Annotated in this window: 19 protein-coding genes and 4 tRNA genes; 18 read left to right on the top strand and 5 right to left on the bottom strand. The window is 55.5% G+C overall.

Annotated features, from left to right (window positions below):
- The first annotated feature begins 12 nt into the window (after positions 1 to 12).
- From nuoL to htpX, 6 genes are all read left to right on the top strand, one after another.
- Positions 13 to 1,986 carry an NADH-quinone oxidoreductase subunit L gene (gene nuoL, locus BM477_RS06090; RefSeq protein WP_075361771.1) on the top strand — a complete coding sequence of 658 codons (1,974 nt, stop codon included), beginning with the start codon at positions 13 to 15 and terminating at the stop codon, positions 1,984 to 1,986.
- Positions 1,987 to 2,011: 25 nt separating this feature from the next.
- A complete protein-coding gene (locus BM477_RS06095) occupies positions 2,012 to 3,523 on the top strand; it encodes a complex I subunit 4 family protein (RefSeq protein ID WP_075361804.1) in 1,512 nt (503 codons plus the stop codon).
- A 14-nt stretch (positions 3,524 to 3,537) separates the two neighbouring features.
- Positions 3,538 to 5,088, top strand: a complete 1,551-nt coding sequence (gene nuoN / locus BM477_RS06100) for an NADH-quinone oxidoreductase subunit NuoN (protein WP_075361803.1) — start codon at positions 3,538 to 3,540, stop codon at positions 5,086 to 5,088.
- Positions 5,089 to 5,102: 14 nt separating this feature from the next.
- Positions 5,103 to 6,110: a polyprenyl synthetase family protein gene (locus BM477_RS06105; protein WP_075361772.1), complete on the top strand. Its 1,008-nt coding sequence runs from the start codon at positions 5,103 to 5,105 to the stop codon at positions 6,108 to 6,110.
- Positions 6,111 to 6,211: 101 nt separating this feature from the next.
- Positions 6,212 to 7,642: an FAD-dependent oxidoreductase gene (locus tag BM477_RS06110; RefSeq protein ID WP_075361773.1), complete on the top strand. Its 1,431-nt coding sequence runs from the start codon at positions 6,212 to 6,214 to the stop codon at positions 7,640 to 7,642.
- Positions 7,643 to 7,718: 76 nt separating this feature from the next.
- Complete coding sequence (gene htpX / locus BM477_RS06115) at positions 7,719 to 8,576, top strand: zinc metalloprotease HtpX (protein ID WP_075361774.1); 858 nt, start codon at positions 7,719 to 7,721, stop codon at positions 8,574 to 8,576.
- Positions 8,577 to 8,592: 16 nt separating this feature from the next.
- Here htpX and BM477_RS06120 read toward each other — a convergent pair whose 3' ends face one another.
- Positions 8,593 to 9,087, bottom strand: a complete 495-nt coding sequence (locus BM477_RS06120) for a YajQ family cyclic di-GMP-binding protein (RefSeq protein ID WP_075361775.1) — start codon at positions 9,085 to 9,087, stop codon at positions 8,593 to 8,595.
- A 154-nt stretch (positions 9,088 to 9,241) separates the two neighbouring features.
- On the opposite strand from BM477_RS06120, the gene BM477_RS06125 reads away from it, so the two are divergent.
- From BM477_RS06125 to BM477_RS06150, 6 genes are all read left to right on the top strand, one after another.
- Positions 9,242 to 9,323: transfer RNA gene (locus BM477_RS06125), tRNA-Tyr, on the top strand.
- Between the two features lie 83 nt (positions 9,324 to 9,406).
- Positions 9,407 to 9,479: transfer RNA gene (locus BM477_RS06130), tRNA-Thr, on the top strand.
- 30 nt (positions 9,480 to 9,509) lie between these two features.
- Positions 9,510 to 9,583, top strand: a tRNA-Met gene (locus tag BM477_RS06135).
- Positions 9,584 to 9,642: 59 nt separating this feature from the next.
- The gene (gene rpmG / locus BM477_RS06140; RefSeq protein WP_075361776.1) at positions 9,643 to 9,813 is read left to right on the top strand and encodes a 50S ribosomal protein L33; all 171 of its coding nucleotides are present in this window, start codon (positions 9,643 to 9,645) and stop codon (positions 9,811 to 9,813) included.
- Positions 9,814 to 9,967: 154 nt separating this feature from the next.
- The gene (locus BM477_RS06145; protein WP_084543759.1) at positions 9,968 to 11,164 is read left to right on the top strand and encodes a UDP-N-acetylmuramate dehydrogenase; all 1,197 of its coding nucleotides are present in this window, start codon (positions 9,968 to 9,970) and stop codon (positions 11,162 to 11,164) included.
- A 36-nt stretch (positions 11,165 to 11,200) separates the two neighbouring features.
- Complete coding sequence (locus BM477_RS06150) at positions 11,201 to 12,139, top strand: 2-dehydropantoate 2-reductase (RefSeq protein WP_075361777.1); 939 nt, start codon at positions 11,201 to 11,203, stop codon at positions 12,137 to 12,139.
- 21 nt (positions 12,140 to 12,160) lie between these two features.
- Here the strand turns inward: BM477_RS06150 and BM477_RS06155 are convergent, their stop codons facing one another.
- From BM477_RS06155 to BM477_RS06170, 4 genes are read right to left on the bottom strand one after another with little or no spacing between them, the layout of a single operon-like run.
- Positions 12,161 to 12,913, bottom strand: a complete 753-nt coding sequence (locus BM477_RS06155; protein ID WP_075361778.1) for an esterase/lipase family protein — start codon at positions 12,911 to 12,913, stop codon at positions 12,161 to 12,163.
- Positions 12,914 to 12,918: 5 nt separating this feature from the next.
- Positions 12,919 to 13,950 carry an adenosine deaminase gene (locus tag BM477_RS06160; RefSeq protein WP_075361779.1) on the bottom strand — a complete coding sequence of 344 codons (1,032 nt, stop codon included), beginning with the start codon at positions 13,948 to 13,950 and terminating at the stop codon, positions 12,919 to 12,921.
- A 47-nt stretch (positions 13,951 to 13,997) separates the two neighbouring features.
- Positions 13,998 to 14,801 (bottom strand): alpha/beta hydrolase, encoded by an 804-nt coding sequence (locus tag BM477_RS06165; RefSeq protein WP_075361780.1) that lies wholly within the window; start codon positions 14,799 to 14,801, stop codon positions 13,998 to 14,000.
- Entirely contained in the window at positions 14,801 to 16,015 is a 1,215-nt protein-coding gene (locus BM477_RS06170; RefSeq protein WP_075361781.1) for a pyridoxal phosphate-dependent aminotransferase, read from the bottom strand. Before BM477_RS06170 ends, BM477_RS06165 begins: the two co-directional genes overlap by 1 nt.
- Positions 16,016 to 16,179: 164 nt before the next feature.
- Here BM477_RS06170 and BM477_RS06175 point away from each other — a divergent pair.
- The 6 genes from BM477_RS06175 to BM477_RS06200 form a co-directional block, all read left to right on the top strand.
- Positions 16,180 to 16,252, top strand: a tRNA-Trp gene (locus tag BM477_RS06175).
- A 74-nt stretch (positions 16,253 to 16,326) separates the two neighbouring features.
- Positions 16,327 to 16,554, top strand: a complete 228-nt coding sequence (secE, locus tag BM477_RS06180) for a preprotein translocase subunit SecE (protein ID WP_075361782.1) — start codon at positions 16,327 to 16,329, stop codon at positions 16,552 to 16,554.
- A gap of 115 nt (positions 16,555 to 16,669) precedes the next feature.
- A complete protein-coding gene (gene nusG / locus BM477_RS06185; RefSeq protein WP_084543760.1) occupies positions 16,670 to 17,431 on the top strand; it encodes a transcription termination/antitermination protein NusG in 762 nt (253 codons plus the stop codon).
- Positions 17,432 to 17,618: 187 nt separating this feature from the next.
- A complete protein-coding gene (gene rplK / locus BM477_RS06190) occupies positions 17,619 to 18,050 on the top strand; it encodes a 50S ribosomal protein L11 (RefSeq protein WP_075361783.1) in 432 nt (143 codons plus the stop codon).
- An 88-nt stretch (positions 18,051 to 18,138) separates the two neighbouring features.
- Entirely contained in the window at positions 18,139 to 18,852 is a 714-nt protein-coding gene (gene rplA / locus BM477_RS06195) for a 50S ribosomal protein L1 (RefSeq protein ID WP_075361784.1), read from the top strand.
- Between the two features lie 332 nt (positions 18,853 to 19,184).
- Positions 19,185 to 23,839 (top strand): endo-alpha-N-acetylgalactosaminidase family protein (locus BM477_RS06200; RefSeq protein ID WP_075361785.1); only part of this gene is annotated, 4,655 nt, incomplete at its 3' end.

Below are 23,839 nucleotides of genomic sequence, written 5' to 3' on the forward strand. Positions count from 1 at the left end.
GACGAGAGCACGATGATTCATCTATTTGAAACGAGCGCACAGTCCCCGCATGGTTTGGCTGAAGTGACTCAGGCGCAAGGTCTTGCCGGCTACGGCTGGCTGATGATTGCGATTCCTTTGGTTTCTTTCGCCTTCCTGCTGCTGATGGGCAGAAGGAGTGACAAGTGGGGACACTGGTTTAGTATTGCCGCCACCGGTCTTTCCTTGGTGCTGGGTCTGAGCATCCTGATTTCCACCCTCGGTTTGGACCCTTCACAGCGTGTCCAGAACCTGAGCCTATTTACCTGGATTCCAGCTGGTGAGCACAGCATCGAAGTGGGATTGCGGATTGACCCGCTTTCTTTGACCTTTGTTGGCTTGGTGACTTTTGTCGGCTTCCTGATTCACATCTACGCGGTAGCGTACATGGAGCATGACACGGATCGCCGTCGCTTCTTCGCCTACCTGAACCTCTTCATCGCTGCCATGCTGATGCTGGTGTTGGGTAACTCCTTCGCCACCTTGTTCGTCGGCTGGGAGGGCGTCGGCTTGGCCTCCTACCTGCTGATTGGATTCTGGAACCACGTTCCTGACTACGCTAAGGCAGCTAAGAAGGCTTTCGTTATGAACCGTATCGGTGACGTTGGCCTACTGTTGGGCATGATGGCAATCTTCAACGCCTTTGGCACGCTGGATTACACTTCCGTTTTCGGTCGCGTCTCCGAACTGCCGCAAGCCCAGGCAACCTTGATTGGCATCTTCTTGTTGGTCGCCGCCTGCGGTAAGTCAGCGCAGTTCCCCTTGCAGGCTTGGTTGGGTGACGCCATGGCTGGCCCCACCCCGGTATCTGCGCTAATCCATGCCGCCACCATGGTTACCGCCGGTGTCTACCTGATGGTTCGCGCTGGCGCTATCTACGCGGTCACCCCGGTTGCTACCACGGCAGTTGCCGTGATCGGTGCTATCACTTTGGTCTTCGGTGCGGTAGTTGGTACCGCGAAGGACGACATCAAGAAGGTACTGGCCGCCTCCACCATGTCGCAGATTGGCTACATGATGCTAGGCGCGGGCCTCGGCCCGATCGGTTGGGCTTTCGCCATTTTCCATCTTTTGACTCACGGCTTCTTCAAAGCCCAGATGTTCTTGGGTGCTGGCTCCATCATGCACGCCATGGGCGATCAGGTGAATATGCGTCGCTTCGGCGCTCTCTCCGGCGTCATGAAGGTTACCTGGGTAACCTTCGGGATCGGCTGGCTGGCTATCTTGGGTGTCCCGCCGTTCTCCGGATTCTGGTCCAAAGATAAAATCATTGAAATGGCTTTCGTCTCTGACACGGCCGGTCCTTGGCAGCCTTGGGTGATGGGTACGGTGGCGCTGATTGGCGCTGGAATTACCGCATTCTACATGTCGCGCCTGTTCTTTATGACTTTCCACGGCAAAGCCCGCTGGACCACTGAAGCAGAAGGCCGTCCCGTGCACCCGCACGAGTCCCCGGCACTCATGACTGTGCCGATGATTATTCTGTCGGTATTCTCTGTGGCCCTCGGTGGGGTCCTCACCTGGAACAATATGTTCGTGAACTGGTTGACCCCCGTCCTCGGCCATGTGGAACACGGTGAGCCGGTCCTGCCGGTCTGGCTCCTGATGGTCTCCACCCTCGTGGTGGTCGCCATCGGTGTGGCCTGGGCATGGAAACTGTACGTGCAGGAAGAAGTCAACCAGGCCATCCCCGCCGGAAACGCTTTGACCCATGCCGCCCGCAACGACATGTTCCAAGACCAGGTAAACGACAACCTGGTGGTCAAGCCCGTCACGGCTTTGGCCGAGGGTGTCATGGTTGCTGATAACTCAGTGGTTGATGGTGCTGTCCGCGGCATTGAGGTTATCTTCAAGGGGGCTGGCAAAGCAGTCTCCACCACGCAAAACGGTAAGGTCCGCTCTTATGCCACCTACATCCTCGCTGGTGTAGTTGCCATGATTGCTGTGGCCCTCATGGGGGTGCTCTAAGGTGGAAGGAAACATTGTGAACGTAATGACGGGAGCCTTCCCGCTACTAACCATCTTGGCGGTGCTGCCCCTCGCGGTTTCCGCGCTAATCTTGATGATTCCGGCTTTGCGCGTGCAAGGCCGACCGATTGCCTTGGTCACCTCCTTGGCGGAGCTGCTCGGTTTCATCTGGATTGCCGCTACTTTCGATTACTCGCATGCTGCGGACTTCCAGTGGGCGGAAACCTATCAGTGGATTCCTGCTTTCGGTACTTCGTGGGCGCTGGGCGTTAACGGGCTCTCCCTCGTGATGCTGCTGCTGGCTTCTGCTTTGCTCCCCATTGTGTTGGTCGCGGAGTGGGCTTTAGATTCCGAGGCCGAGGGTGGCCGCTACGCGGCTTTGCTCCTGTTCTTGCAGTTCTTCATTGTGGTGATTTTTGCGGCCCGCGACGTCTTCGTTTTCTATTTGGCTTTTGAAGCCATGCTGTTGCCGCTGTACCTGCTGATCGGCCAGTTTGGTCGCACTGAAAAGCGCGGTAAAGCCGCCCTCAAGTTCGTGATTTACTCACTGGTCGGTGGCCTGATTATGCTGGTTGGAATCATCTGGATTCCGATTACGCAGGGTTGGAAGCCGGATTCATTCCTGATGGAAAACCTGATGATGAACGGGATCGACGCGGGTAGCCCCACCGCTACCATGCTGGTGTTCCTCTCTTTCTTCATCGCTTTCGCCATTAAGGCGCCGATGGTGCCTTTGCATACTTGGCTGGCGGATGTGGCCGAGGCTGCCCGCCCGGGTACCTCCACCATTTTGGTTGGCGTCTTGGACAAGATTGGCACCTACGGCATGATCATGATCAGCTTGCGTATCTTCCCGACTGAGACGCTGGTTGCTGCGCCTTGGATTGCGGGCTTCGCCATTCTTTCCATCCTCTACGGTGCTTTGGCGGCTTTGGGGTCAAAGAACCTGCTTCGCCTGATTTCATTCACCTCCGTGTCGCACTTCGGTTTCATGGTAATGGCCATCTTCATTGGCTCCGCTTATGCTCTGACCGGTGCCATGGTGTACATGGTCGCTCACGGCGTCACCATTGCGGGACTGTTCTTGCTCTCCGGTGCTTTGATTCGTCGTGGCGGCACCGCCACCATTAAGGAGTACGGCGGCTTGCAACGGGTCACCCCGGTTCTTGCCGGCACCTTCTTAATGACTGGTTTGGCTTCTGTGGCACTGCCGGGTCTTTCCGGTTTCGTTCCGGAGTACATGATTTTGCTGGGCACCTACCAGGTGGCTCCTTGGGCTGCTGGGGTTTCCGTGATTTCAGTGGTCATTGCTGCTGTTTACATCCTGTTGCCTTACCAGCACATTTTCACTGGCCCGCCGGAAAAAGCGAAGCAAATCTCAGATTTGAACACGCTGGAGCGCACAGCAATTACGCCGCTTTTGGTGGCCATGGTGGTTTTGGGTGTTTGGGCTGCTCCACTGGTGAACACTGTTTCCCAGGTGGCTGACTCCACTCTGATTGTTACGATTCATCACCTCGAAGGGAGCGCCAAGTGAACCCGCAAGATGCAATGGACTTCAACTGGCTGGTCATTTCCCCGATCATCATTATTCTGGGAACTGGCGTCCTCCAGGTTTTATTTGAAGCATTCGTGCCGGCGCGTGCCCGCCGCCTCACGCAACTGGTTTCCAGTTTGCTTGCGGTTGTCGCCGCTCTGGTAATGACCGCCCTAATCGATATTTGGGGCTTGGTGGATGCTCCCACTTTCGTCGCCGGATCTGATATGCTCGGTGACCATGTGGGCATCTTCGCCTCCATGGCTCTGCTGCTGATTGCTTTCTTAGCAATCATGGTGATAGCTGACCGTACCAGCCAGCTCGATGGTGCTTTCGCTGGACAGCCCGCAGACCGTCCCGGTTCTTCCGATGAGTCGCTTACGAACCGTTTGAACTACCAGCGCACCGAGTTCTATCCGCTGGTCCTGTTCAGCTTGGGTGGCATGCTGGTCTTCGTACAGGCTGCCAGCCTCCTCACCATGTTCGTAGCTTTGGAAGTTATGTCTTTGCCGCTGTACATTCTGGCTGCCTCCGCGCGCCGTCAGCGTCTAATCAGTCAAGAGGCTGCTATCAAGTACTTCATTTTGGGTGCTTTCTCTTCGGCGTTCTTCCTGATGGGTACCGCTTTCCTGTATGGCGCCCTCGGCAATATCAACCTCGCGTTGATTCCGGCGAATCGTCTGCCCGAGTTCCTCGGGCAGTATGGCCTGAATGTGCTCTTGCTCTGGTTCGTGGGTGCGCTTTTGGTGACTGTCGGCCTGCTCTTCAAGGTTGCGGCAGCCCCCTTCCATGCTTGGACCCCGGATGTTTATCAGGGAGCTCCCACTCCCATCACTGGTTTCATGGCTGCCGGCGTTAAGATTGCCGCTTTCGTAGCTTTGCTTCGTGTGCTTGCCACTACAGCCGTCGCCTTGTTCCCCTACATGCAGACCATGATTTGGGTAATCGCCGTGCTGACCATTGTGGTTGGCACTGTGATGGGTCTACGTCAAAATGACATCAAGCGAATGCTGGCCTACTCTTCGATTGCTCACGCTGGCTTCCTGCTGATTGCCGTGGTTGGTAAAGGGACTGTTGTTACCGGGAACGTGGGTGCCTTGCTGTTCTACCTGCTGACCTATGGCATTGCCACGATTGGTGCCTTCGGTATCATCACCTTGGTACGCAACCGGGATGGGGAAGGTAATATCACCGGCGAAGCAACCGACATGTCCAAGTGGGCTGGCCTAGGTAAGACCAATCCTTGGTTAGCTGCCAGCATGTCCGTCTTGTTGCTTTCCTTCGCGGGTATCCCGTTGACCGCTGGCTTCATGGCCAAGTTCTGGGTCTTCGCTTCCGCTGCCAGCCAGGGTGGAACCTTGCTGGTAGTGATCGCAGTGTTGGCCTCTGCGGCGACCGCGGTCTTCTACTTCCGACTAATCCGTACCATGTACTTCCTCGCCCCCAGTGAGAAGATAGCGGTTGTAACTTCGGAGGGCCTGAGCTCCTTCGCTATCACCGTCAGCGTCCTGCTGACCGTGCTGCTGGGCCTGTTCCCCACCGTTGTTATGAATCTGATTAGCTAGGTTATAATAGGGCCGTGAACGTCCAGGTACCTAATCTAAATCACCCGGAGCTCCAGGACCAGATTGTTGGTCGTCTGGAGCGGGTGGAAGAGCTCCTATTCCAGCAAGTCCAGGGTTCAGGTGAACTTGTTGACCCGCTGACCAAGCATTTGGTTTCGGCTGGTGGCAAGCGGATGCGTCCGCTTCTGGTGATGATTTGTGGCCTGTTGGGAGAGACTCCGGATGAGGAAGCACTGATTCGGGCCGCTGCGTCCGTTGAGCTTACCCACCTGGCCACGCTCTACCATGATGATGTGATGGACTCCGCCCCGCAGCGTCGGGGTGTGCCTTCCGCTCAGATTGAGTGGGGTAACAACCGTGCCATCTTGGCTGGGGATGTGCTGTTCGCGCGAGCTTCACGGCTCACTGCACAGCTGGGTACTGAAGCGGTCGACTATCATGCGAAGACCTTTGAACGGCTTTGCCTAGGCCAGTTGAATGAAACTTTTGGTCCTGCTGAGGGGCAAGATAAGGTAGAGTTCTACCTGCAGGTTCTGGCTGATAAGACTGGTTCTCTGGTTGCTTCCGCCGCCTACTTTGGGGCGCTCTACTCGGGGTCTTCTGAGGAGATTCAGTCAGCTGTGAGCACCTATGCGGAACGTGTTGGGGTCGCTTTCCAGATCGCCGACGATATCTTGGACCTGGTTTCGCCCGGTGAGGTTTCCGGGAAAACTCCGGGCACTGACTTGCGTGAAGGCGTGGATACTCTGCCGGTGCTCTTGTTGCGCGCTCGCGCGGCACGGGGCGAGGGAGACAATGAGGACGCCCGTATCCTTGATGCCTTGGCGGAAGATTTGAGTTCGGATGTCGCCTTGTCTCGGGTAGTGGAAATGCTAGTCAACAATCGGGTGATTGATGAGACCCGCAAATTGGCGCGTAAAGCAATCGACCATGCCCTTGAAGCACTGGAGCCACTGCCGCAAAGTGAGGCTAAAGATATGCTGGTGCAGTTCGCTGAACTGACCATCGACCGGGCCGTCTAAAGATTTCAGCTCCACCTAATCAGCTAGGTTAGGGTGGACTTTCCTCCGCACGTTTTCCACGTTAGAATGACACAGGTTAAGAAAATACTTCGGAGGTTCCAGTGTCCAATCGCCCCTTAAGCGTCGCCGTAATCGGTGCCGGCCCGGCCGGTATCTATGCTTCAGACATTCTGTCCAAATCGGAACTAGACGTACAGATTGACCTGTTCGAGGCGCTCCCCGCACCCTATGGCTTGGTTCGCTACGGTGTGGCCCCTGATCATCCGCGTATTAAGCAGATTATCACCGCCCTGTACCGGATCCTCCAGCGCGGCGATATTCGCCTCCTCGCTAACGTGAAAGTGGGGGAGGACATCACCGTTGAGGACCTCCACGAGCACTACGACGCCATTATTTTGGCTACCGGCGCGGACCGGGATCGTCCGCTCAACATTCCGGGCATCGATTTGCCGCAAAGCTATGGCGCTGCGGATTTTGTTTACTGGTATGACGGTCACCCCGACTACCCGCGCACTTGGCCGCTGGAGGCCAAAGAGATTGCCGTTCTGGGAGTCGGAAATGTGGCCTTGGATGTGGCCCGCGTCCTCTCTAAGCATCCGCAAGACATTCTGGTTACCGAAATCCCTGCGAATGTTTACGCTGGCCTGCTGGACAACCCTGTCACTGACGTGCACGTATTCGGTCGCCGTGGCCCCGCCCAGGTGAAGTTCTCCCCACTGGAGTTGCGTGAACTGGGTCATGTCCCCGACGTTGACGTGATTGTTTACGAGGAAGATTTTGACTTCGACGAGGGGTCACAGGCTGCGATTAAGAACTCGAATCAGACCAAGCAGGTGGTGAAAACCCTGACTAACTATGCGATGAAAGATCCCGAAGAGCAGACCGCTTCACGGCGCATCCATATTCATATGTTCCACTCGCCCTCGGAAATCTTGGCTGACGAAAACGGAAACGTTCGCGCTATCCGGACTGAACGCACCAAGCTGGACGGTAACGGCGGAGTTGTCGGAACCGGAGAATTCGTGGACACCCCCGTACAGGCGGTGTACCGGGCGGTGGGCTACTTCTCTTCACCCATTGAGGGGCTGCCCTTCGATAATCAGCGGGGCGTGATTCCCTCCCAGCAGGGACGCGTCACCGATCTGGAAGGCAATGTGCTCCCCGGAGTTTACGCGACCGGATGGATTCGGCGCGGCCCGGTCGGTCTAATTGGCTCCACTAAATCTGATGCGGCTGAAACCATCTCTAAACTGGTTGAGGATGCGCAGGCTGGACGTCTCCACGCCACCACTGATGCGGTGGGTCACGAAGCCATGATTAAACTGCTCGAAGAGCGGGGGATTCCTTACACCACTTGGCAGGGTTGGGAGCTGCTCGACGCCTATGAGCGCAAGCTCGGTGAAGACTACGGTCAACTCCCCGACGGTAAGGGCATGCGTGAGCGTGTCAAGGTGGTTTCCCGCAAGGCAATGACCGCGATTTCCCGCCAAGAAGAAATCCCTGCCGACCTCATCGGTCAGGACGGAGAGTAGCCTCCTCGTCTTAGCCCTCGGCTAAGAATGGCTCAGCCCGGGTGCTAAAGAACCCCGCATTGCGTAAATTGGCGTTATGCACAAACATTACAACGGGCTGAAAACAGTGGCACTAATCGCCTCGCTGATAGCTTTGCTTACCCTGGTGGGTTGGCTCATCGCTAACGCGACCGGCAACTCCATCTTCTTGTGGCTTTTTGCACTACTGGGCGTGGGCAGCACCGCCTACAGTTACTGGAATTCGGATAAGCTGGCGCTTCGCTCCATGGGCGCATACCCGGTCACCGAGGCGCAGGCTCCCCAGCTTTATCGGATTGTCCGGCAGCTTTCACAGTCCGCGAATCAGCCGATGCCTAGGCTTTATATCTCCCCCCAGTTGCAACCGAACGCTTTCGCTACTGGGCGAGACCCAGAGCATGCGGCGGTGTGCTGCACGGAAGGCATCTTGCAGATCCTTGATGAGCGAGAGCTCAGGGGAGTGCTCGGACATGAGCTTATGCACGTGTACAATCGCGATATTTTGACTTCCTCTATGGCCGGCGGCATTGCCGGCATAATTAGCTCCCTCGGCACCATGTTCATGTGGGGATCCATGGGTCGAAGCCGTGAAGATCGTGGCAATGGCCTGGCAGTAATCTTGCTGGCTTTCCTTGCGCCTTTGGCAGCTAGCGTGATTCAGCTGGCAGTTTCGCGCACGCGAGAGTTTGATGCTGACGAGGATGGCGCGAAACTAACCAACGACCCTTTGGCTTTAGCATCAGCTTTGAAAAAGCTAGATGCCGGAACTACCCGTGCGCCGATGCGTGACCCGCGGGTGAAAACTGTTTCCCACCTGATGATTGCGAATCCGCTAGGTGGCTTGAGGTCACTCTTTTCCACGCATCCGCCCATGGCGGAGCGGATTGCGCGGTTAGAGCGGATGGCCGGTTACTAGAAGGCTCTAGTCAGGTTCAGCGGTAGTTCACGAACTGCAAGGCGGCGTCAAGGTCTTTGCCCTTGAGTAAGCTGATGACTTCCTGCAGGTTGTCACGGGACTTGGAGGAGACGCGAACTTCGTCACCTTGAATCTGCGCCTTCACCCCCTTGGGGCCTTCATCACGAATAATTTTCGTAATCTTCTTCGCAATTTCTTGGCTCAGGCCTTCGCGGAGGGTGCCGGCCAGAATGTAAATCTTGCCGGAAGCCTTGGGTTGTTTATCTCCCAAATCGAGGGCTTTGAGGCTTACACCACGCTTAACCAGCTTGGATTGCAGGACATCAAGGATCGCCAGCACGCGCTCATCGGAGTTAGCTTTCATGGTGACGGTTTCACCCTTGAACTCGATTTCCGCATCAACACCGCGGAAATCATAGCGTTGGGACACCTCTTTAGCCGCCTGATTGACAGCGTTATCAACCTCTTGACGGTCCACTTTACTGACAATATCGAATGACGAATCAGCCATTTTTCTCTCCTCAATCTAATCGGTGAATATGAATCATATTGTAGTCGAGAATAAAATGTGAGGTAGCACGCCTTCCCCAATTGGCGTTTAGTCCAAGTTATTTGTTATGATTTTCCGGCAACAACGTTTAACGCTAAATAAACGTTCACTGCATGGCGGGTTACCCGAGTGGCCAAAGGGAGCTGACTGTAAATCAGCCGCGGAATGCTTCGGGGGTTCGAATCCCTCACCCGCCACCCATCACAAAATGTGATGTTAACGTCTGGAATGACTTTCCAGTTGCAGAGTGCCTATCTGTTTCTGTAAAGTAGCCTGCGTTGCCCCGATAGCTCAGTCGGCAGAGCATCTCCATGGTAAGGAGAAGGTCAAGGGTTCGATTCCCTTTCGGGGCTCTGGTAGTGACCGGAGACGGTCCCGCCTTTGGCGGGGTAGCTCAGTTGGTGAGAGCGCACGACTCATAATCGTGAGGTCGCGGGTTCGAACCCCGCCCCCGCTACCGTAAGTGTCTGTCCAAGCCGCTCGGAGCGGCATTATTTATAGAAGCGAGGGAATACCGTGGCAAGCAAGTCCGCAGACGTTCGCCCGAAGATCACTCTGGCATGCTCCGTGTGCAAAGAGCGTAACTACATCACTAAGAAGAACCGTCGCAATACTCCTGACCGCCTAGAGCTGGCCAAGTACTGCCCACGTTGTAATAAGTCTACTCCTCACAAGGAGACCCGCTAAGTAGAATCCCTTCGGGGCTACCGCGTCGGACCGTCACCAATGGTGACGGTCTTTTGGTTTTTATCGGGTATTCCCGGTTGGAAGAGAATCAGCTGAGCGTTAAAGCGTGCTTCAGGCCATGAAGCTGAAAACGAAGGTACGGTAATCTGGAGCTATGGCAGAAAATAAATTTGTTCCCCTTCACGAGGTCTCATCCCACCGCATTCGCGTAGATTTAGCGGCACCGAGATTCTCTGAGCTCACCACCATGGGGGTAGGTGGTCCCATTGAAAACTATGTGGAAGCGCAAACAGAGACTGAGCTCATTGATGCTATCCAGGAAGCCGACGCAGCCGGGAGGCCGCTTTTCGTCCTCGGCGGCGGCTCCAATACGGTTGCCTCTGACGAGAAATTTGCGGGCACTGTAGTGCGCGATATACGTCAAGAAGTCACCCTTGATGATGACTCTTCCTGCGGTGGCGCCTCAGTTACTGCCACTGCCGGTGTCAGCTGGGATGATTTCGTTGCTTACGTTGTCAACCAAGAATGGATGGGAGTCGAAGCACTCTCCGGGATTCCTGGCACAGTCGGGGCCGCCCCGGTCCAAAATATTGGTGCATACGGACAAGAAGTAGCTGAGACGATTGCTTCAGTGCGCGTTTGGGATCGGTTGGAGTCTCGTGCCCGCACCCTCGCCCTCGTCGACCTAGAGCTGGAATACCGCAACTCAATCTTGAAACGCTCCCTCACCGACCCGGAAGTGGGTGGCGGACGCACCTGGGGGCCCACCGGCAGATGGGTGGTACTTTCCGTCAGCTTCCAGTTCCGTCACGCTTCACTGTCCGCCCCCATCCGCTACGGGCAACTAGCCAATGCATTGGGACTGAAAATAGGGGAGCGGGCAGACTCTCAGGCTGTCCGTGCAGCCGTCTTAGAGATCCGCCGGAGCAAAGGCATGGTCCTAGATGATGCCGATCGTGACACCTGGTCCTCAGGGTCATTCTTCACTAACCCAATAGTTTCCGATGCCGTCGCGGAGCAGCTACCGGAGGACGCTCCCCGCTTCCCGGTGGAGAACCGTGCCCTGTCCGTAGGCATCGACATGCAGGCGCCCACTTTGCCCGGCATCAAGAAAGTCTCAGCCGCCTGGCTGATTCAACATGCCGGTTTCACCACCGGATACCGTCTGGACGAGGGTAGTGATGCAGCTTTGTCTTCGCGACATAGCCTCGCTATTACGAACCGCGGAAATGCCAACGGGGATGACATCATTGCCCTCAGCGACCAGATTAGGACCGGGGTGAGGGCAAAATACGGCATCGATTTACACCCTGAACCGGTAATCATTAAACCGAGTACACCCTCGGCCTAAACTAACCGAAAAAATAGATTAAAGAACGGAGATAACATGCGTATTGGTATTGCTGGAGCGGGAGCGATGGGATCCCGATTTGGATACATGCTCTCTGAAGCCGGTCAAGACGTCACCTTAATCGATAGCTGGAGTGACCATGTGGAGGCCATCAAAGCTAATGGTTTGCAGATTGACTGGAATGGGGAAAGCCGCGTCGCCCCATTCAAGATCGTTTACCCTCATGAAGTTGCTGGTACTTTTGATCTGATTATCTGCTTTACCAAGGCGATGGGTTTGGATCAGATGCTCTCTTCTATCCAGTCTGCAATCGGTCCGGATACTGCGTTGCTCTGCCTGCTGAACGGAATCGGCCATGAAGAAACCGTGCGCAAATACGTGCCCGACGCTAATTTCATTCTCGGAACCACGATTTGGACTGCCGGCCTGGATGGGCCGGGACGCGCTCACCTGTACGGCAGCGGTGCGGTAGCTTTAGAGAATATGGAAAATAGTGAATCCGCCAAGCGGAAAGCCTACGAGGTGGCTGAGCTGCTTGACGGCGCTGGTCTGAATGCCAGCTATTCCGATAGCGTCAGGTACTCCATCTACCGTAAGGCCACCTTGAACGGGGCAGTGAACGCCATGTGCACTATCTTGGAATGTAATCTGAATACTTTCGGATCAACTCAATCCTCCGAAGAAATCATTGTGGGCATCTTGAACGAGTTCGGGGACGTCGCCGCGCATGAGGGAATCAACTTGGACCGTGAAGAGGTGCTGAATTATATTCACAGTATTTTCTCCCCGGACAGCATTGGTGAGCACTACCCGTCCATGTATCAGGATCTGGTGAAGAACAACCGTATCACTGAGATTGACTACCTTAACGGTGCGATTGCTCGCAAGGGCAAGGACTATGGGATCCCCACGCCTTTCTGTGAGCTGGTGACCCTGCTGGTGCACGCCAAAGAGGAGATCCGCGGAGCGAAGTGAGGAACCCAGTAAGCGGGTTATCTAGTTTTCTGAACGAGGCGCCTTTTCGGCTAGCAGCTGGCCGAGGGCGTTTCGTGCTATCTTCAGTACCTGCGGGTCATGTAGCGGAAGGGTATGCCCGAGGGCGGGAACTGTCAGGTGCTGGGCTTTGGGGTCGAGGAAGGAATCGCCCAAGAGCTTGTGGTCAAAGCTGGATGAGATGGCTAGGAACCTGTGGTAAGGAAAATCTGGGCCATCTGTGGAGGTGAAGAAAGTGGCGGTGGGACGGAGGCGACCAATCTGACTGCCGGCAGGGAAAATATAGCCCCAGGGGCTGCCGGCGTAGGGCGTCCCTACGGTGACTACCTTAGCTACTTGTGCTTTGCCTGCGCTGGTTCGCAGTAGTGCCCGGGCCACCAGCCCGCCTTTGGAGTGGGCAACAATCGCGTAGCGGTCCAAAGCGTGGAAGTTGACTTGGCCTTGCACAATCTGCGCGAGGCGTTGCGGTTCAGCGATAGAGCGTCCCAGCTGAGGGACTGTGATGATGGGATGTCCTGTCTGGTTGAGCCCTTCAAGGAGGGGTCGCAGACTGATCCATGACTCATTAATCCCCGGGATGGCGACCACGGGGATGAGATTTCCTTGGCGCCATCTCTGGGGTGGTCGCGGGTCCTTCCAGGTGGTGACAGTGTCGGCGAGATCCTGACAGCCTTCCCGGGCGAGGGCGCGCAGTATTTGCGCGACAGCAGGCAGCGCAGAGCCTTCAGGGAGTTGCTGAAACACTGGTGCCGCCATGGCTTCTATTCCTTTGCCTGTGGTGCTGTTTCCAGCCACTGGTTGATTTGTTTCAGCCAGCGCGTAACCGAGCTTTCCGAGGCGAGGGAGGCTTTCACTGAGCGGCGCGCTAGTTCAGCAATTTCTGCGTCGCTAAAGCCCATTTCTCGGGCTGCCTCGTACTGGTCGTTGATGCGGGAACGGAACAGGAGCGGGTCATCTGCGTTAAGGGAAATTAGCGCTCCAGACTCGTAGAGGCGGCGGAGGGGAACTGCGGAAATCTCCGGATAGACGCCGAGGGAAACATTAGAAGCTGGGCAGACTTCAAAAGCAATCCCTTGCTTGACTAGTTGCTCAACGAGGGCCGGGTTCTCTGCGGCTCGGATTCCGTGGCCCAGGCGTTTGGGTTTGAGGTGTTCCACCACCTGGCGAATATGGTACGGGCCGACGAGTTCGCCGCCGTGGGGGAGTGAAGCTAGGCCGGCTCGGCGGGCAATCTTGAAGGCGCGCCCCCATTCAGAGGTGTCACCATTACGTTCATCATTGGACAGGCCGAAACCGATTACTTCCCCCGGCTGGTCGCCCGCATAGATGGCAGCGAGCCGAGCTAGGGTGCGAGCATGCATGGGATGATGCATGCGGGAGGCGGCCACCACCACGGCGACTTCCACGCCGGTAGCTACGGTAGCGGCTTTTGCCTCATCTAAAATAATTTCCAAAGCGGGAGTGAGTCCCCCCACATAGGGGGCGTAGCTGCTGGGATCGACCTGGATTTCGAGGCGGACAGAGCCTTCCCGGGCGTCATCCTCGGCGGCTTCGCGCACGATTTGGCGCATGGTTTCCTCATCCCTGACGAGGGCGCGCGCGGAATCGTAGGCGCGCTGGAAACGGAACCATCCGCGCCGGTCAGCTGGAACATGCAGAGGGTGATTATCCAATAGATTTGCCGGTAGCTTCACATGTTTGCGTTTAGCTAGGTCAAAGAGCGACTGTGGGCGCATGGCACCGGTAAAATGCAGGTGCAGGTGCGCTTTCGGCAAGGTGGATAAATCGCGCATGGGCATATTCTCCCACGAACCCTCTACAGTTTCGAGCTGGTGTGCTTTTAACAGCGTTGCTGAATCCACTGTGCGGTCAAGGTGTTAAACACTGGTCCTTGCGCCTCACGATAGAGCTCATGGCGGCTATCGGGAATCTCAACGTAATCGATGACCGGGCGGACGTCATGTGCAGTGCCGGCTTCAGCAGCAAACTTCCGGACAATCTGGATATCCACGATATCGTCGTCAGCGCCCTGCAGGACGAGGGCGTCTGGTGTCCATTTCGCGAATTTGTCACGTAAACGCAAGCCTAGATTAGCCATTGAGGAACCGGTGAGTAACGGCACTGAGCCCACATAGTTCAAGGGGTCATCTAGGTAATCTTGCACATTAGCGCGGTCGTAGCTGATACCGTCCTCGTCGAAAGGACTCATTGGTAAGCTGGGGAGCCATTTGCCTAACTGGTAGAGGGCTTCCGTTACCGGAATCGGTAGGGAGGGGCGCAGTCCCAAAGCTGGACCGCTCAATACGACGCCCGCAATATCATCCGGCTGAGTCAGCACGGATGCTGCGGTGATTAGACCGCCCATGGAATGCCCCAGCAGGAAAAGCGGCAGGTTCGGGAACATCTCTCGCACTTGCTTGCGGACCCGGTAGTGCTGGCGCAGTAAATCATTCACGTCTACTTGCGCTCGCGGGCCTTCCGACAGGCCATGGCTGGCATGATCGTAGGTGACTACCGTGAGGTCATGCTGGTTCAGCTCTTCGATTAGTTCACGGTAGCGGCCGCTGTGCTCAGCATATCCGTGAACCAGTAGTACAACGCCGATCGGCTTTTCAGCTGCTTTGACAGTTCCATAGAGGTACATTATTTTACCGTTCCAAATAGTTCGTGTAGGCGGGCTAAGCCGGTCCGTAAATCATCCTCGGACAGAGCGTAGGAGAAACGCAAGTAGCCGGGAGAGCCGAAGGCTTCGCCTGGGACAACCGCAACATTAGCTTTCTCCAAAATCAAGGTAGCTAGCTCCGCGCTGGTGCTTGGGGTTTCTCCCGCGACCTCGGTACCTAGTATTTCACGCACGTCGCAGTAGGCGTAGAAGGCCCCCTTCGGAGTGGGAGTCTGGAAACCGGGAATCTGGCGGAGCAGTTCCACAATTAGCTGGCGGCGGCGGTTGAAGCTTTTACGCATCTCGTAGACCACGTCAAGGTCTGAGGTTAGAGCCGCAATCGCGGCGCGCTGCGCCACATTGTTGACGTTTGATGTGAGATGCGACTGGAAGTTGGTGGCCGCCTTAATCGCGTCGAGGGGGCCAATCATCCAGCCCACGCGCCAGCCGGTCATGGCATAGGTCTTCGCCACGCCATTGAGCACCAGAGTCTGCTCAGCCAGTTCGGGCACGGCCTTCACAATCGGCGTGAAGACGGCGTCATCGTAGGTCAGGTGCTCGTAAATCTCATCGGTAATCACCCATAGGCCGTGCTCCAGAGCCCATTCACCAATCGCTTTGGTTTCCGCAGGCGTGTAGACGGTTCCGGTGGGGTTCGAGGGAGAGCAGAACAGCAGGACCTTGGTTTTATTGGTGCGCGCTGCCTCCAGCTGCTGCACCGTAACCTTGTACTCTTGATCTGCGCCGGCAAAAACGGGGACCGTAACGCCGCCTGCTAGAGCGATAGCTTCTGGGTAGGTAGTCCAGTAAGGGGCGGGGAGGAGCACCTCATCGCCCGGATCAACTACTGTGGCGAAAGCCTGGAATACCGCTTGTTTACCGCCATTAGTAACCATGATATTAGCGGTGTCCACCTGGTAGCCGGAGTCACGGAGTGTCTTATCCGCGATTGCCTGCCGTAGTTCGGGCAAACCGGGAGTAGGAGAGTAACGGTGATTGCGGGGGTCGCGGGCTGCGTCACAAGCCGCTTCCACCACAAAATCAGGAGTTGGGAAGTCGGGTTCTCCCGCGCCAAAACCAATTACGGGTACGCCGGCTGCCTTCATAGCTTTGGCTTTTGCATCAACCGCGAGGGTTGCCGAGGGCTGAATCGCCGCGAGTCGTTTCGAAATCCGATTCTTAGTTGTGTTGCTCATAGTTATATCGTCCCATGTTCTTAGTGACTTTGCACATAATTATAGGAAACCTGCAAAAGCGCACTACAGAGTGTGACCTACTTACATCTGCCTCGACTGGACCGGCGGAGATTTACGCATTAAACTGTGTCGAGTGTTCATTACTGTAGTGATGAATTACCCCTAGGGCAGTGGCGCAATTGGTAGCGCACCGGTCTCCAAAACCGGCGGTTGTGGGTTCGAGTCCCTCCTGCCCTGCAAAGATTCTGTTTATAATGGAATCAAATCCGCGTTAGGCGCTTGTGATAGGCGGCAAGAGTAAAGGAAAACCAATGAGTGAGGCTGTAAAGACAGAGCAAGAGCGAGAGCTTGGCTTTTTTGCTCGCATTGTGCGCTTCATTCAAGAAGTTATCACTGAACTCCGCAAGGTGGTTTATCCCACCAAGAATGAACTGTGGACTTACTTCCTTGTCGTGATTGTTTTCGTCGCAGTCCTGATGGCTTTTATCGGCGGAATTGATTTCCTCTTTGGTTGGCTTTCTAAACTTGTCTTCGCGTAAGCGAATTACACTGCTATAATCAAGCTAACGCTTAGTTGCCCGGTCTGAAAAGATCGGGCAAACGTATTTCAGTTAGATTGTTTCCCTCTCTTTGGGAAGCGCAAAAGGAGACATAGTGAACGAAGAGATGGACCAGACTGAGGTTGAACTGGAACCCACCCTCGATGCGCCAGAAGAGGCAGATGCTACAGCTGAGACTGAAGCCTCCGATAACGCCCCGGTAGATGCGGAGCAGGCGCTTGCCAAGCATATGCGTGAGTACCAAACTGCTCTTCGTCTGCAGCCGGGTGACTGGTACGTGATTCACTCCTACTCCGGCCATGAGCGCAAGGTGAAGGCAAACTTGGAGCAGCGCGCCGAGTCGCTAGGAATGGCGGAGTTTATTCATGAGGTCGTTGTGCCCATGGAAGAAGTTGTTGAGATGAAGAATGCGCAGCGGAAGAAGATCACCCGCGTGCGGATGCCCGGATACGTTATGGTGCGCATGAACTTGGATGATGACAACCAGGTATTGCGCCTAGTTAAGGACACCCCGGCGGTGACTGGCTTTGTGGGCGATTCTCGTCTCAAGAGCCGTGAAGATCAGATTCCTACCCCGCTGAGCATTCCTGAAGCTTATGAAATGCTGGCTCCCAGCGAAGAGCAGCGTTTCATGCGTGAGCTTGAAGCCGAGGCTGTTAACACTCCCGCCCCGGTCGTCAAGGTCGAATATGAAATCGGTGAATCTGTCATGGTTACCGCTGGTCCGTTCTTGGGTCAGACCGCAACTGTGGCTGATGTAATGCCGGAGGCGAAGAAACTGGTCGTTACTTTGACTCTCTTTGGTCGGGACACTCAAACTGAGTTGCTCATGTCCGATGTTTCAAAGGAAGACTGATTTTTCCGCTCACCCGCCAATGTGAGATTGGCCGTCTACGTTGCTTAGTTGACTGGACGGTCGTATGATTGGCAATTGCGTCTTAAATCAATTCTGAGACGTTTATGTCCAGTCGGCTGGACCTGTGTGCACAATCGTGGATTCGGGTTGCAGTCGTTCCGTAGCTAATAATAAGGACCCTTACTTTATGGCTCCCAAGAAAAAGGTTTCCGGCCTGATCAAACTTCAGATCCCGGCTGGCGCTGCTAACCCGGCTCCGCCGGTTGGCCCCGCGCTGGGTCAGCATGGTGTTAACATCATGGAATTTTGCAAGGCTTACAACGCTGCCACCGAGTCGCAGCGCGGTAACATCATCCCTGTTGAAATCACGGTTTACGAAGATCGTTCTTTCACCTTCATTACGAAGACCCCGCCGGCTTCACAGCTGATTAAGAAGGCTGCTGGCGTACCCAAGGGCTCTGGTGTTCCTCACACTCAGAAGGTTGGCAAGCTTACTGCCGCTCAGGTTCGTGAAATTGCTGAACTGAAGATGGCTGACCTGAACGCTAACGACGTTGAGGCTGCCTCCAAGATTATCGCCGGTACTGCCCGTTCCATGGGCATCGATCTGGTCGACTAATCACCCTAATCATTAATTCGTTCCACCTGAGCGTGGGACTGTGGCAGAGCCGCGCGGCTCGCACACCACAACTGCAAGGAGAAGCAGAATGGCACGCGCAAAAAACTACCGCAAGTCTGCGGAAAAGATTCATCCCGGCGTCCTGTACGCCCCGCTCGAAGCTTTCGGGCTAGCTAAAGAGACCTCTACCGTTAAGTTTGACGCCACCGTTGAGGTGTGTTTCCGACTGAACGTGGATCCTCGTAAAGCTGACCAGATGGTTCGTGGCACCGTTTCACTGCCTCACGGCACCGGCAAGACCGCAAGGGTCCTGGTCTTTGCTGTTGGTGACAAGGCTCAGGCAGCACTCGATGCGGGTGCTGACGAGGTTGGCGGCGACGAGCTGATCGAAAAGGTTCAGGGCGGCTACACTGATTTTGATGTTGCTGTAGCAACCCCCGACCTGATGGGCAAAGTCGGTCGTTTGGGTCGTGTGCTAGGTCCGCGTGGACTGATGCCGAACCCCAAGACCGGTACCGTCACCATGGATGTGGCCAAGGCTGTCAAGGAGATCAAGGGCGGACGTATTGAGTTCCGTGTTGATAAGCACGCTAACCTGCATTTCATCGTTGGTAAGACTTCTTTCACGGCTGAGCAGCTGACCGAAAACTATGCTGCCGCTCAGGAAGAAGTTCTGCGTTTGAAGCCGGCTTCCTCTAAGGGCCGCTACATTACTAAGGCGACTGTCGCTACCACTATGGGTCCTGGTATCCCCTTGGATTCCAGCAAGACTCGTAACCTGCTCAGTGAGAATCCCTCCTGATTTTAGGTTGATGCTTTAAGCATTGTTTCTCAGTGTGCCCCCTCCAGTTTGGAGGGGGCACACTTTATTGTTACAGAATTGTAATTCTAGCTGCTGGGTTGCTCTATTGTGATTGGTCTTGCCCAGATTTGAGCCGATTCGCTCACTGTGAGACTTTATTTTTAATGCTGCAACAGCCAAATCGCGAGTTTTTCCTCTGTTATTTTTCCCCCGTAATAGTTATTGTTTATTCGGGACAGTTTTTCTGCGTGTCCAATGACGCCACGCTAAGTTTCGTTGATGAAGCAGGGTGGCTGTAACTAAACGCGCTCACTGAAAGGACAGGGTTGTTCATGGCTCATACAAGTCGCAAGCGACTATCTGCTTCAGTAGCCTGGCTGGCTGCAACCGCATTGGCGGTTACAGGTGTCAGTGCTACCGGCACGGTAGGTACCGCCTATGCTGAAGAAACACCAGTAAATATCACCGATCAGATAGCATCGGTACGTACAGATTCAGTTCAGGTTGGCGTTGAGAACGGTGGAGCCGGTGGCTCTGCCGATTTTGCCGTTGATGGTCAGCTGGACACCTACTGGCATACCAAATGGTCCGGTGGCGTAGATCCGCTACCGCACTACCTCGAGGCCCGCCTAGGCAGCGCCCAGCCAGTCTCTCGCGTGGTCTTGGTGCCGCGCCAGTCTTCTAATGGCTCCGGTCGTGTGCATGACTACAAGATTCTTGCCAGCGAGAACTGCTATGAGGGTGCTGACTTTGATGCTGATCAAGTTGCTAACTGGGAGGTCGTTGCCTCCGGTTCAGCAGATGAAGAGACACATCGTCGCGCCCCTCTCATTGTCGATATTGCTCCCGACAAGGTCAAAGACGTTCAGTGCTTGGCTGTTAAGTATGAATCTGCTTTCGGTGGCGCTGCGGGCCGCAGTGAAACTGTTGCTTCTTTGGCAGAGCTTTCACTTTGGACCGGCACAACTCCTCCGGTTGAGACCACCCCGGAGCCGGAACTACCGGCAGGTGAAATGCCTGATTCTCTGACCGGGGTTCCCGCAGACGCACTTTCACTGACGCAAGGCGACCTGACAGTCCGTTTCTTCCCGACTGTCCCCGCGGTAGTTGACTATCGCCTCGGCGCTGACTCTATCCGTGGCGTCTACGGCACCCCTGAAAGCACCATCACAATTGGCAAGCGCAATGGCGACCAGTTGGCTGAACAGGAATATCCTTTCACAGTTGGTACTCCTGCGGTGACGGCTAACTCGGTTACTTACCCGCTGACTGTCACCGACCTGTCCGGAGTGACTCTGGACGTGGTCTACACCTTGGCTGACGGCGTTCTCAAGATGAGCTTGGAGAATATCCAAGATCCGAACGCTTTGGTTAACACCATTCATTTCCCGTACCCCTTGGTGTCCGTCGGACAGGATGATGCTGCTTCGCAGCTGAGCGCAGCGAACGTAGTGGTGGACCGTGCTCGTTCGGGTGACCACTTCGAAAAGCTCAGCGAAACTAATCCCTATGAGTCCCGTACTTCTTGGATGGCTATCGCCAATACCTCCAAATTGGCGGCCGGTATGGAAGGAACCATGACCCTAGACATGGGTAACAGTGGTTCTTCCAGCGGTGACCTGCCTCGTTTCGAGCGTGCTATCAGCCGTGTCAATGGTGCCAAGATTGGTACCATCACGCCGCATATGTGGGTTTACCGGGCGCGCGGCGCTGAACTCGGCATCGGCGTAGATAGCCAGCTGTGGGCAAAGATTAAGATTGTCGCAGATGCTAACAATGACGGAACTGTCGACTGGCAGGATGGTGCCATCGCTACGCGTGACGTGTACGCCACCCCGGTCGGTGCAGATGATGTGCCTAACCGGGTTATTGCCCGCATCCCGTTCAATATTGTCTCCCAGGCTACGCACCCCTTCTTGCGTACCCTTGATGACACCAAGCGTATCTCCTTGGCAACCGACAACTTGGGTCAGCAGGTCATGCTGAAGGGCTACCAGTCTGAAGGCCACGACGCGGCACACCCCGACTACGGCGGCCACTACAACGTGCGTGCTGGTGGACTGGATGACCTGAAGACTCTGGTTAACGCCGGCGAGGACTGGAACGCTACTTTCGGTGTTCATATCAACGCGGTTGAGACTTACTCTGAGGCTAAGCATTTTGACGACAGCCTCGCTGTCCCGTACCAGAAGGCATGGAACTGGATGAACCAGGCCTACCGCATTGACTACGTTAAGGATCTTGGTAGCCGCAAGCTGATTGACCGGATTGATCAGTTCCGTTCAGAGGTACCCGATAACTTGCGTTGGCTGTACTTCGACACCCACTTCCAGTGGGGTTGGCAGAACACCCGTATGGTCGAAGAAATGAACAAGTCTGCGCAAGCGATGGGACGCGCCCCCTGGCGTGTCTCTTCCGAATGGGCAGCTTCTATCGTCCATGACACCACTTGGTCTCACTGGGCTCAGGAAGAAGGCTATGGCGGCACCAGTTTGAAGGGCTACACCTCGCAGATTATGCGTTTCGTGCTGAACAGTCAGCGTGACACCTGGAACCCGAACCCGATTCTGGGTACCGCCCGCATTGTTGAGTTTGAAGGCTGGACTAACCACCAGGATTACGAGCCGTTCATCCAGAATATTTGGACCCGTAACCTGCCGGCCAAGTTCTTGCAGCAGTCCCCGATTGTGAAGTGGGAACCGAACCGGATTACCTTCGAAAACGGTACCGTGGCTACTTCTCCGCGAAGCTCACTGGTAACCAGCTTCAACCCCTCCGATCAGATGCTTGATCGCAAGATGACATACAAGGGTGTTGAGGTTATGAAGAATGGCTCCTACCTGTTGCCGTGGACCAATGGTGGGGTAGAGCGCCTCTACCACTACAACACCAATGGTGGACAGACTTCGTGGAACCTGAACCCCGACTGGGCTGGCCTTGCCAATGTCAAGGTCTACAAGTTGACTGATGACGGCCGCGTCGATGAGCAGGTCGTACCGGTCGCCGGTGGCGCCATCAACTTGACCGCCGAAGCAGGTACTGCATACGTCGTATACAAGGGCGACGCCGCCCCGGCCGCAAAGACCGTTAACTGGGGTGAGGGTACTCGCTTGGCTGACCCGGGCTTCTACTCAGGCAACCTTGACGCATACACCACTACCGGTGATGTAACTGTTGCTCCGAATGGATTCCAGAACCGTGAAGCTGTCTTCGGTGCTGGGGCCGCGTCTGCGACCCAGCAGGTTTCTCTGGAAGCTGGCGACTGGAACTACTGGACCTGGGTAGAAATCGAGAAGGGCAAGACCCGTCAGGTTTCTGTCAAGGCCGAGGGCGAGGGCGTAACGCCGACCGCCTATCAGGCTGCAGTAAACGGTGTTCCTCAGACTGTGATCAGCCAGTCTTCAGCTGCGAATATGGTCGCTTCAGATGAGAAGCACGACTTCAACGGCAACTCCGGTTGGCAGCGGGTTCGGGTTACCTTCCACTTGGACGCGCCGGCGACCGTCACCCTCGGTGTACACGTCGGTGAGGGCGATGCTCGTGTCAAGATTGATGACCAGCGACTAGTCAAGTTCGTGGCTCCGGCTGATCCGGCCGCAACTGACAAGACCGTGTTCTTCGATGATTTTGAGAATGTCGACACCGGTTATTGGCCGTTCATCACTGGTACTGCCAACCGTGGCGATGCTCGTACTCAGTTGGCTGAACGCAATGAGCCTTACTCGCAGGCTGGTTGGGGTGATAAGCCGGTTGATAACGTCCTGCACGGTGACTGGTCCTTGATGGCTCACCAAGAAGGCGGCGGTCTGATTCTTCGCACCGTTCCGCAGTCAGTGCCGATTCTGTCCGGTCATAAATACCGTGTCAGCTTCGACTATCAGGCTACGTACGCCAAGAACAGCTGGACCTTGTTCAGCGAGCATGCGAACGGGACTGGCTTCGATTATGACGAGCTGGAATCTGTGCCTTTGGAGGCTACCGGCGCCACTACGACTACCTTCACGCAGGAGTTTGACGCTGCCAGCTGCTCACCTTTGTCGATGGGCTTCATGCACGCTGCTGGTGGTAACTGGAATGACCTAGTCATCGATAACTTCCGTTTGGAAGACCTTGGTGAGATGGAAAGCCAGCCTGCCTGTGCCACACTGATTCCGAGCGCTGAAACTATGGTGCAGGGACGTCCTAGCCCGCTGCAGGCTGATTTGACCTCTGGCGAGGAAGGCCCTGTCTCTAATGTGGAGCTCTCCGTAGTTGCACCTGAAGGCTGGACCGTGGCCGATTCTACTGTTGCGGCAACTGAACTGGCACCGGGTGCCAGCACACGTCAAATCTGGACTGTGACTCCGCCGAAGAATACCGAGGGCGCTACCCTTGAGGTGACCGCCCGCTACATGCTTAATGGTGTGCAGAAGTCGGTTACCCGCCCGGTTGAGATTACTGTGGTTGACCCGGCAGTTCGTTTCCTCAGTGACTACGATCTCCCGGCTGGTTCACAAAATGGTTGGGGTCCGATTGAACGTGACCGCTCCAACGGTGAAAATGGCCCGAGCGATGGTGGTGTAATCACCATCAAGGGCAAGACTTACCCGAAGGGCTTGGGCGCTCACGCCTACTCTGAGGTTACCTACCAGATTCCTGAAGGCTGTACTGCTTTCCGTGCCACCGCTGGCGTCGATGACGAAACCGGTCGCGGTTCAGTTGACTTCTCAGTCTGGACCGATGGTGCCAAAGTTTGGGGTCCTGTGACTAAGCGTTTCAACCAGCAGCCTGCTGATGTGCAGGTTGATCTGACTGGAAAGTCCACAATCACTCTGAAGGTAAGTGATGGTGGAGACGGAGTTGGGGGAGACCACGCCGACTGGGCAATGGCTCGCTTCATCTGCCCGGAGCCGACTGTTGAGCCTAGCGTTGAGCCTAGCGTTGAGCCTAGCGTTGAGCCTACAACTGAGCCGACTGTTGAGCCGACTGTTGAGCCGACTGTTGAGCC

Origin of the sequence: Boudabousia marimammalium (assembly GCF_001936115.1) — a bacterium.
GTDB lineage: Bacteria > Actinomycetota > Actinomycetes > Actinomycetales > Actinomycetaceae > Boudabousia > Boudabousia marimammalium.

Bases quoted from the DNA above. Each gene is read 5' to 3' on its own strand.
- nuoL (WP_075361771.1), top strand. From the start codon at position 13: ATGATTCATCTATTTGAAACGAGCGCACAGTCCCCGCATGGTTTGGCT.
- BM477_RS06095 (WP_075361804.1), top strand. From the start codon at position 2,012: ATGACGGGAGCCTTCCCGCTACTAACCATCTTGGCGGTGCTGCCCCTC.
- nuoN (WP_075361803.1), top strand. From the start codon at position 3,538: ATGGACTTCAACTGGCTGGTCATTTCCCCGATCATCATTATTCTGGGA.
- htpX (WP_075361774.1), top strand. From the start codon at position 7,719: ATGCACAAACATTACAACGGGCTGAAAACAGTGGCACTAATCGCCTCG.
- BM477_RS06120 (WP_075361775.1), bottom strand. From the start codon at position 9,087: ATGGCTGATTCGTCATTCGATATTGTCAGTAAAGTGGACCGTCAAGAG.
- BM477_RS06145 (WP_084543759.1), top strand. From the start codon at position 9,968: ATGGCAGAAAATAAATTTGTTCCCCTTCACGAGGTCTCATCCCACCGC.
- BM477_RS06150 (WP_075361777.1), top strand. From the start codon at position 11,201: ATGCGTATTGGTATTGCTGGAGCGGGAGCGATGGGATCCCGATTTGGA.
- BM477_RS06155 (WP_075361778.1), bottom strand. From the start codon at position 12,913: ATGGCGGCACCAGTGTTTCAGCAACTCCCTGAAGGCTCTGCGCTGCCT.
- BM477_RS06160 (WP_075361779.1), bottom strand. From the start codon at position 13,950: ATGCGCGATTTATCCACCTTGCCGAAAGCGCACCTGCACCTGCATTTT.
- BM477_RS06165 (WP_075361780.1), bottom strand. From the start codon at position 14,801: ATGTACCTCTATGGAACTGTCAAAGCAGCTGAAAAGCCGATCGGCGTT.
- BM477_RS06170 (WP_075361781.1), bottom strand. From the start codon at position 16,015: ATGAGCAACACAACTAAGAATCGGATTTCGAAACGACTCGCGGCGATT.
- secE (WP_075361782.1), top strand. From the start codon at position 16,327: ATGAGTGAGGCTGTAAAGACAGAGCAAGAGCGAGAGCTTGGCTTTTTT.
- rplK (WP_075361783.1), top strand. From the start codon at position 17,619: ATGGCTCCCAAGAAAAAGGTTTCCGGCCTGATCAAACTTCAGATCCCG.
- rplA (WP_075361784.1), top strand. From the start codon at position 18,139: ATGGCACGCGCAAAAAACTACCGCAAGTCTGCGGAAAAGATTCATCCC.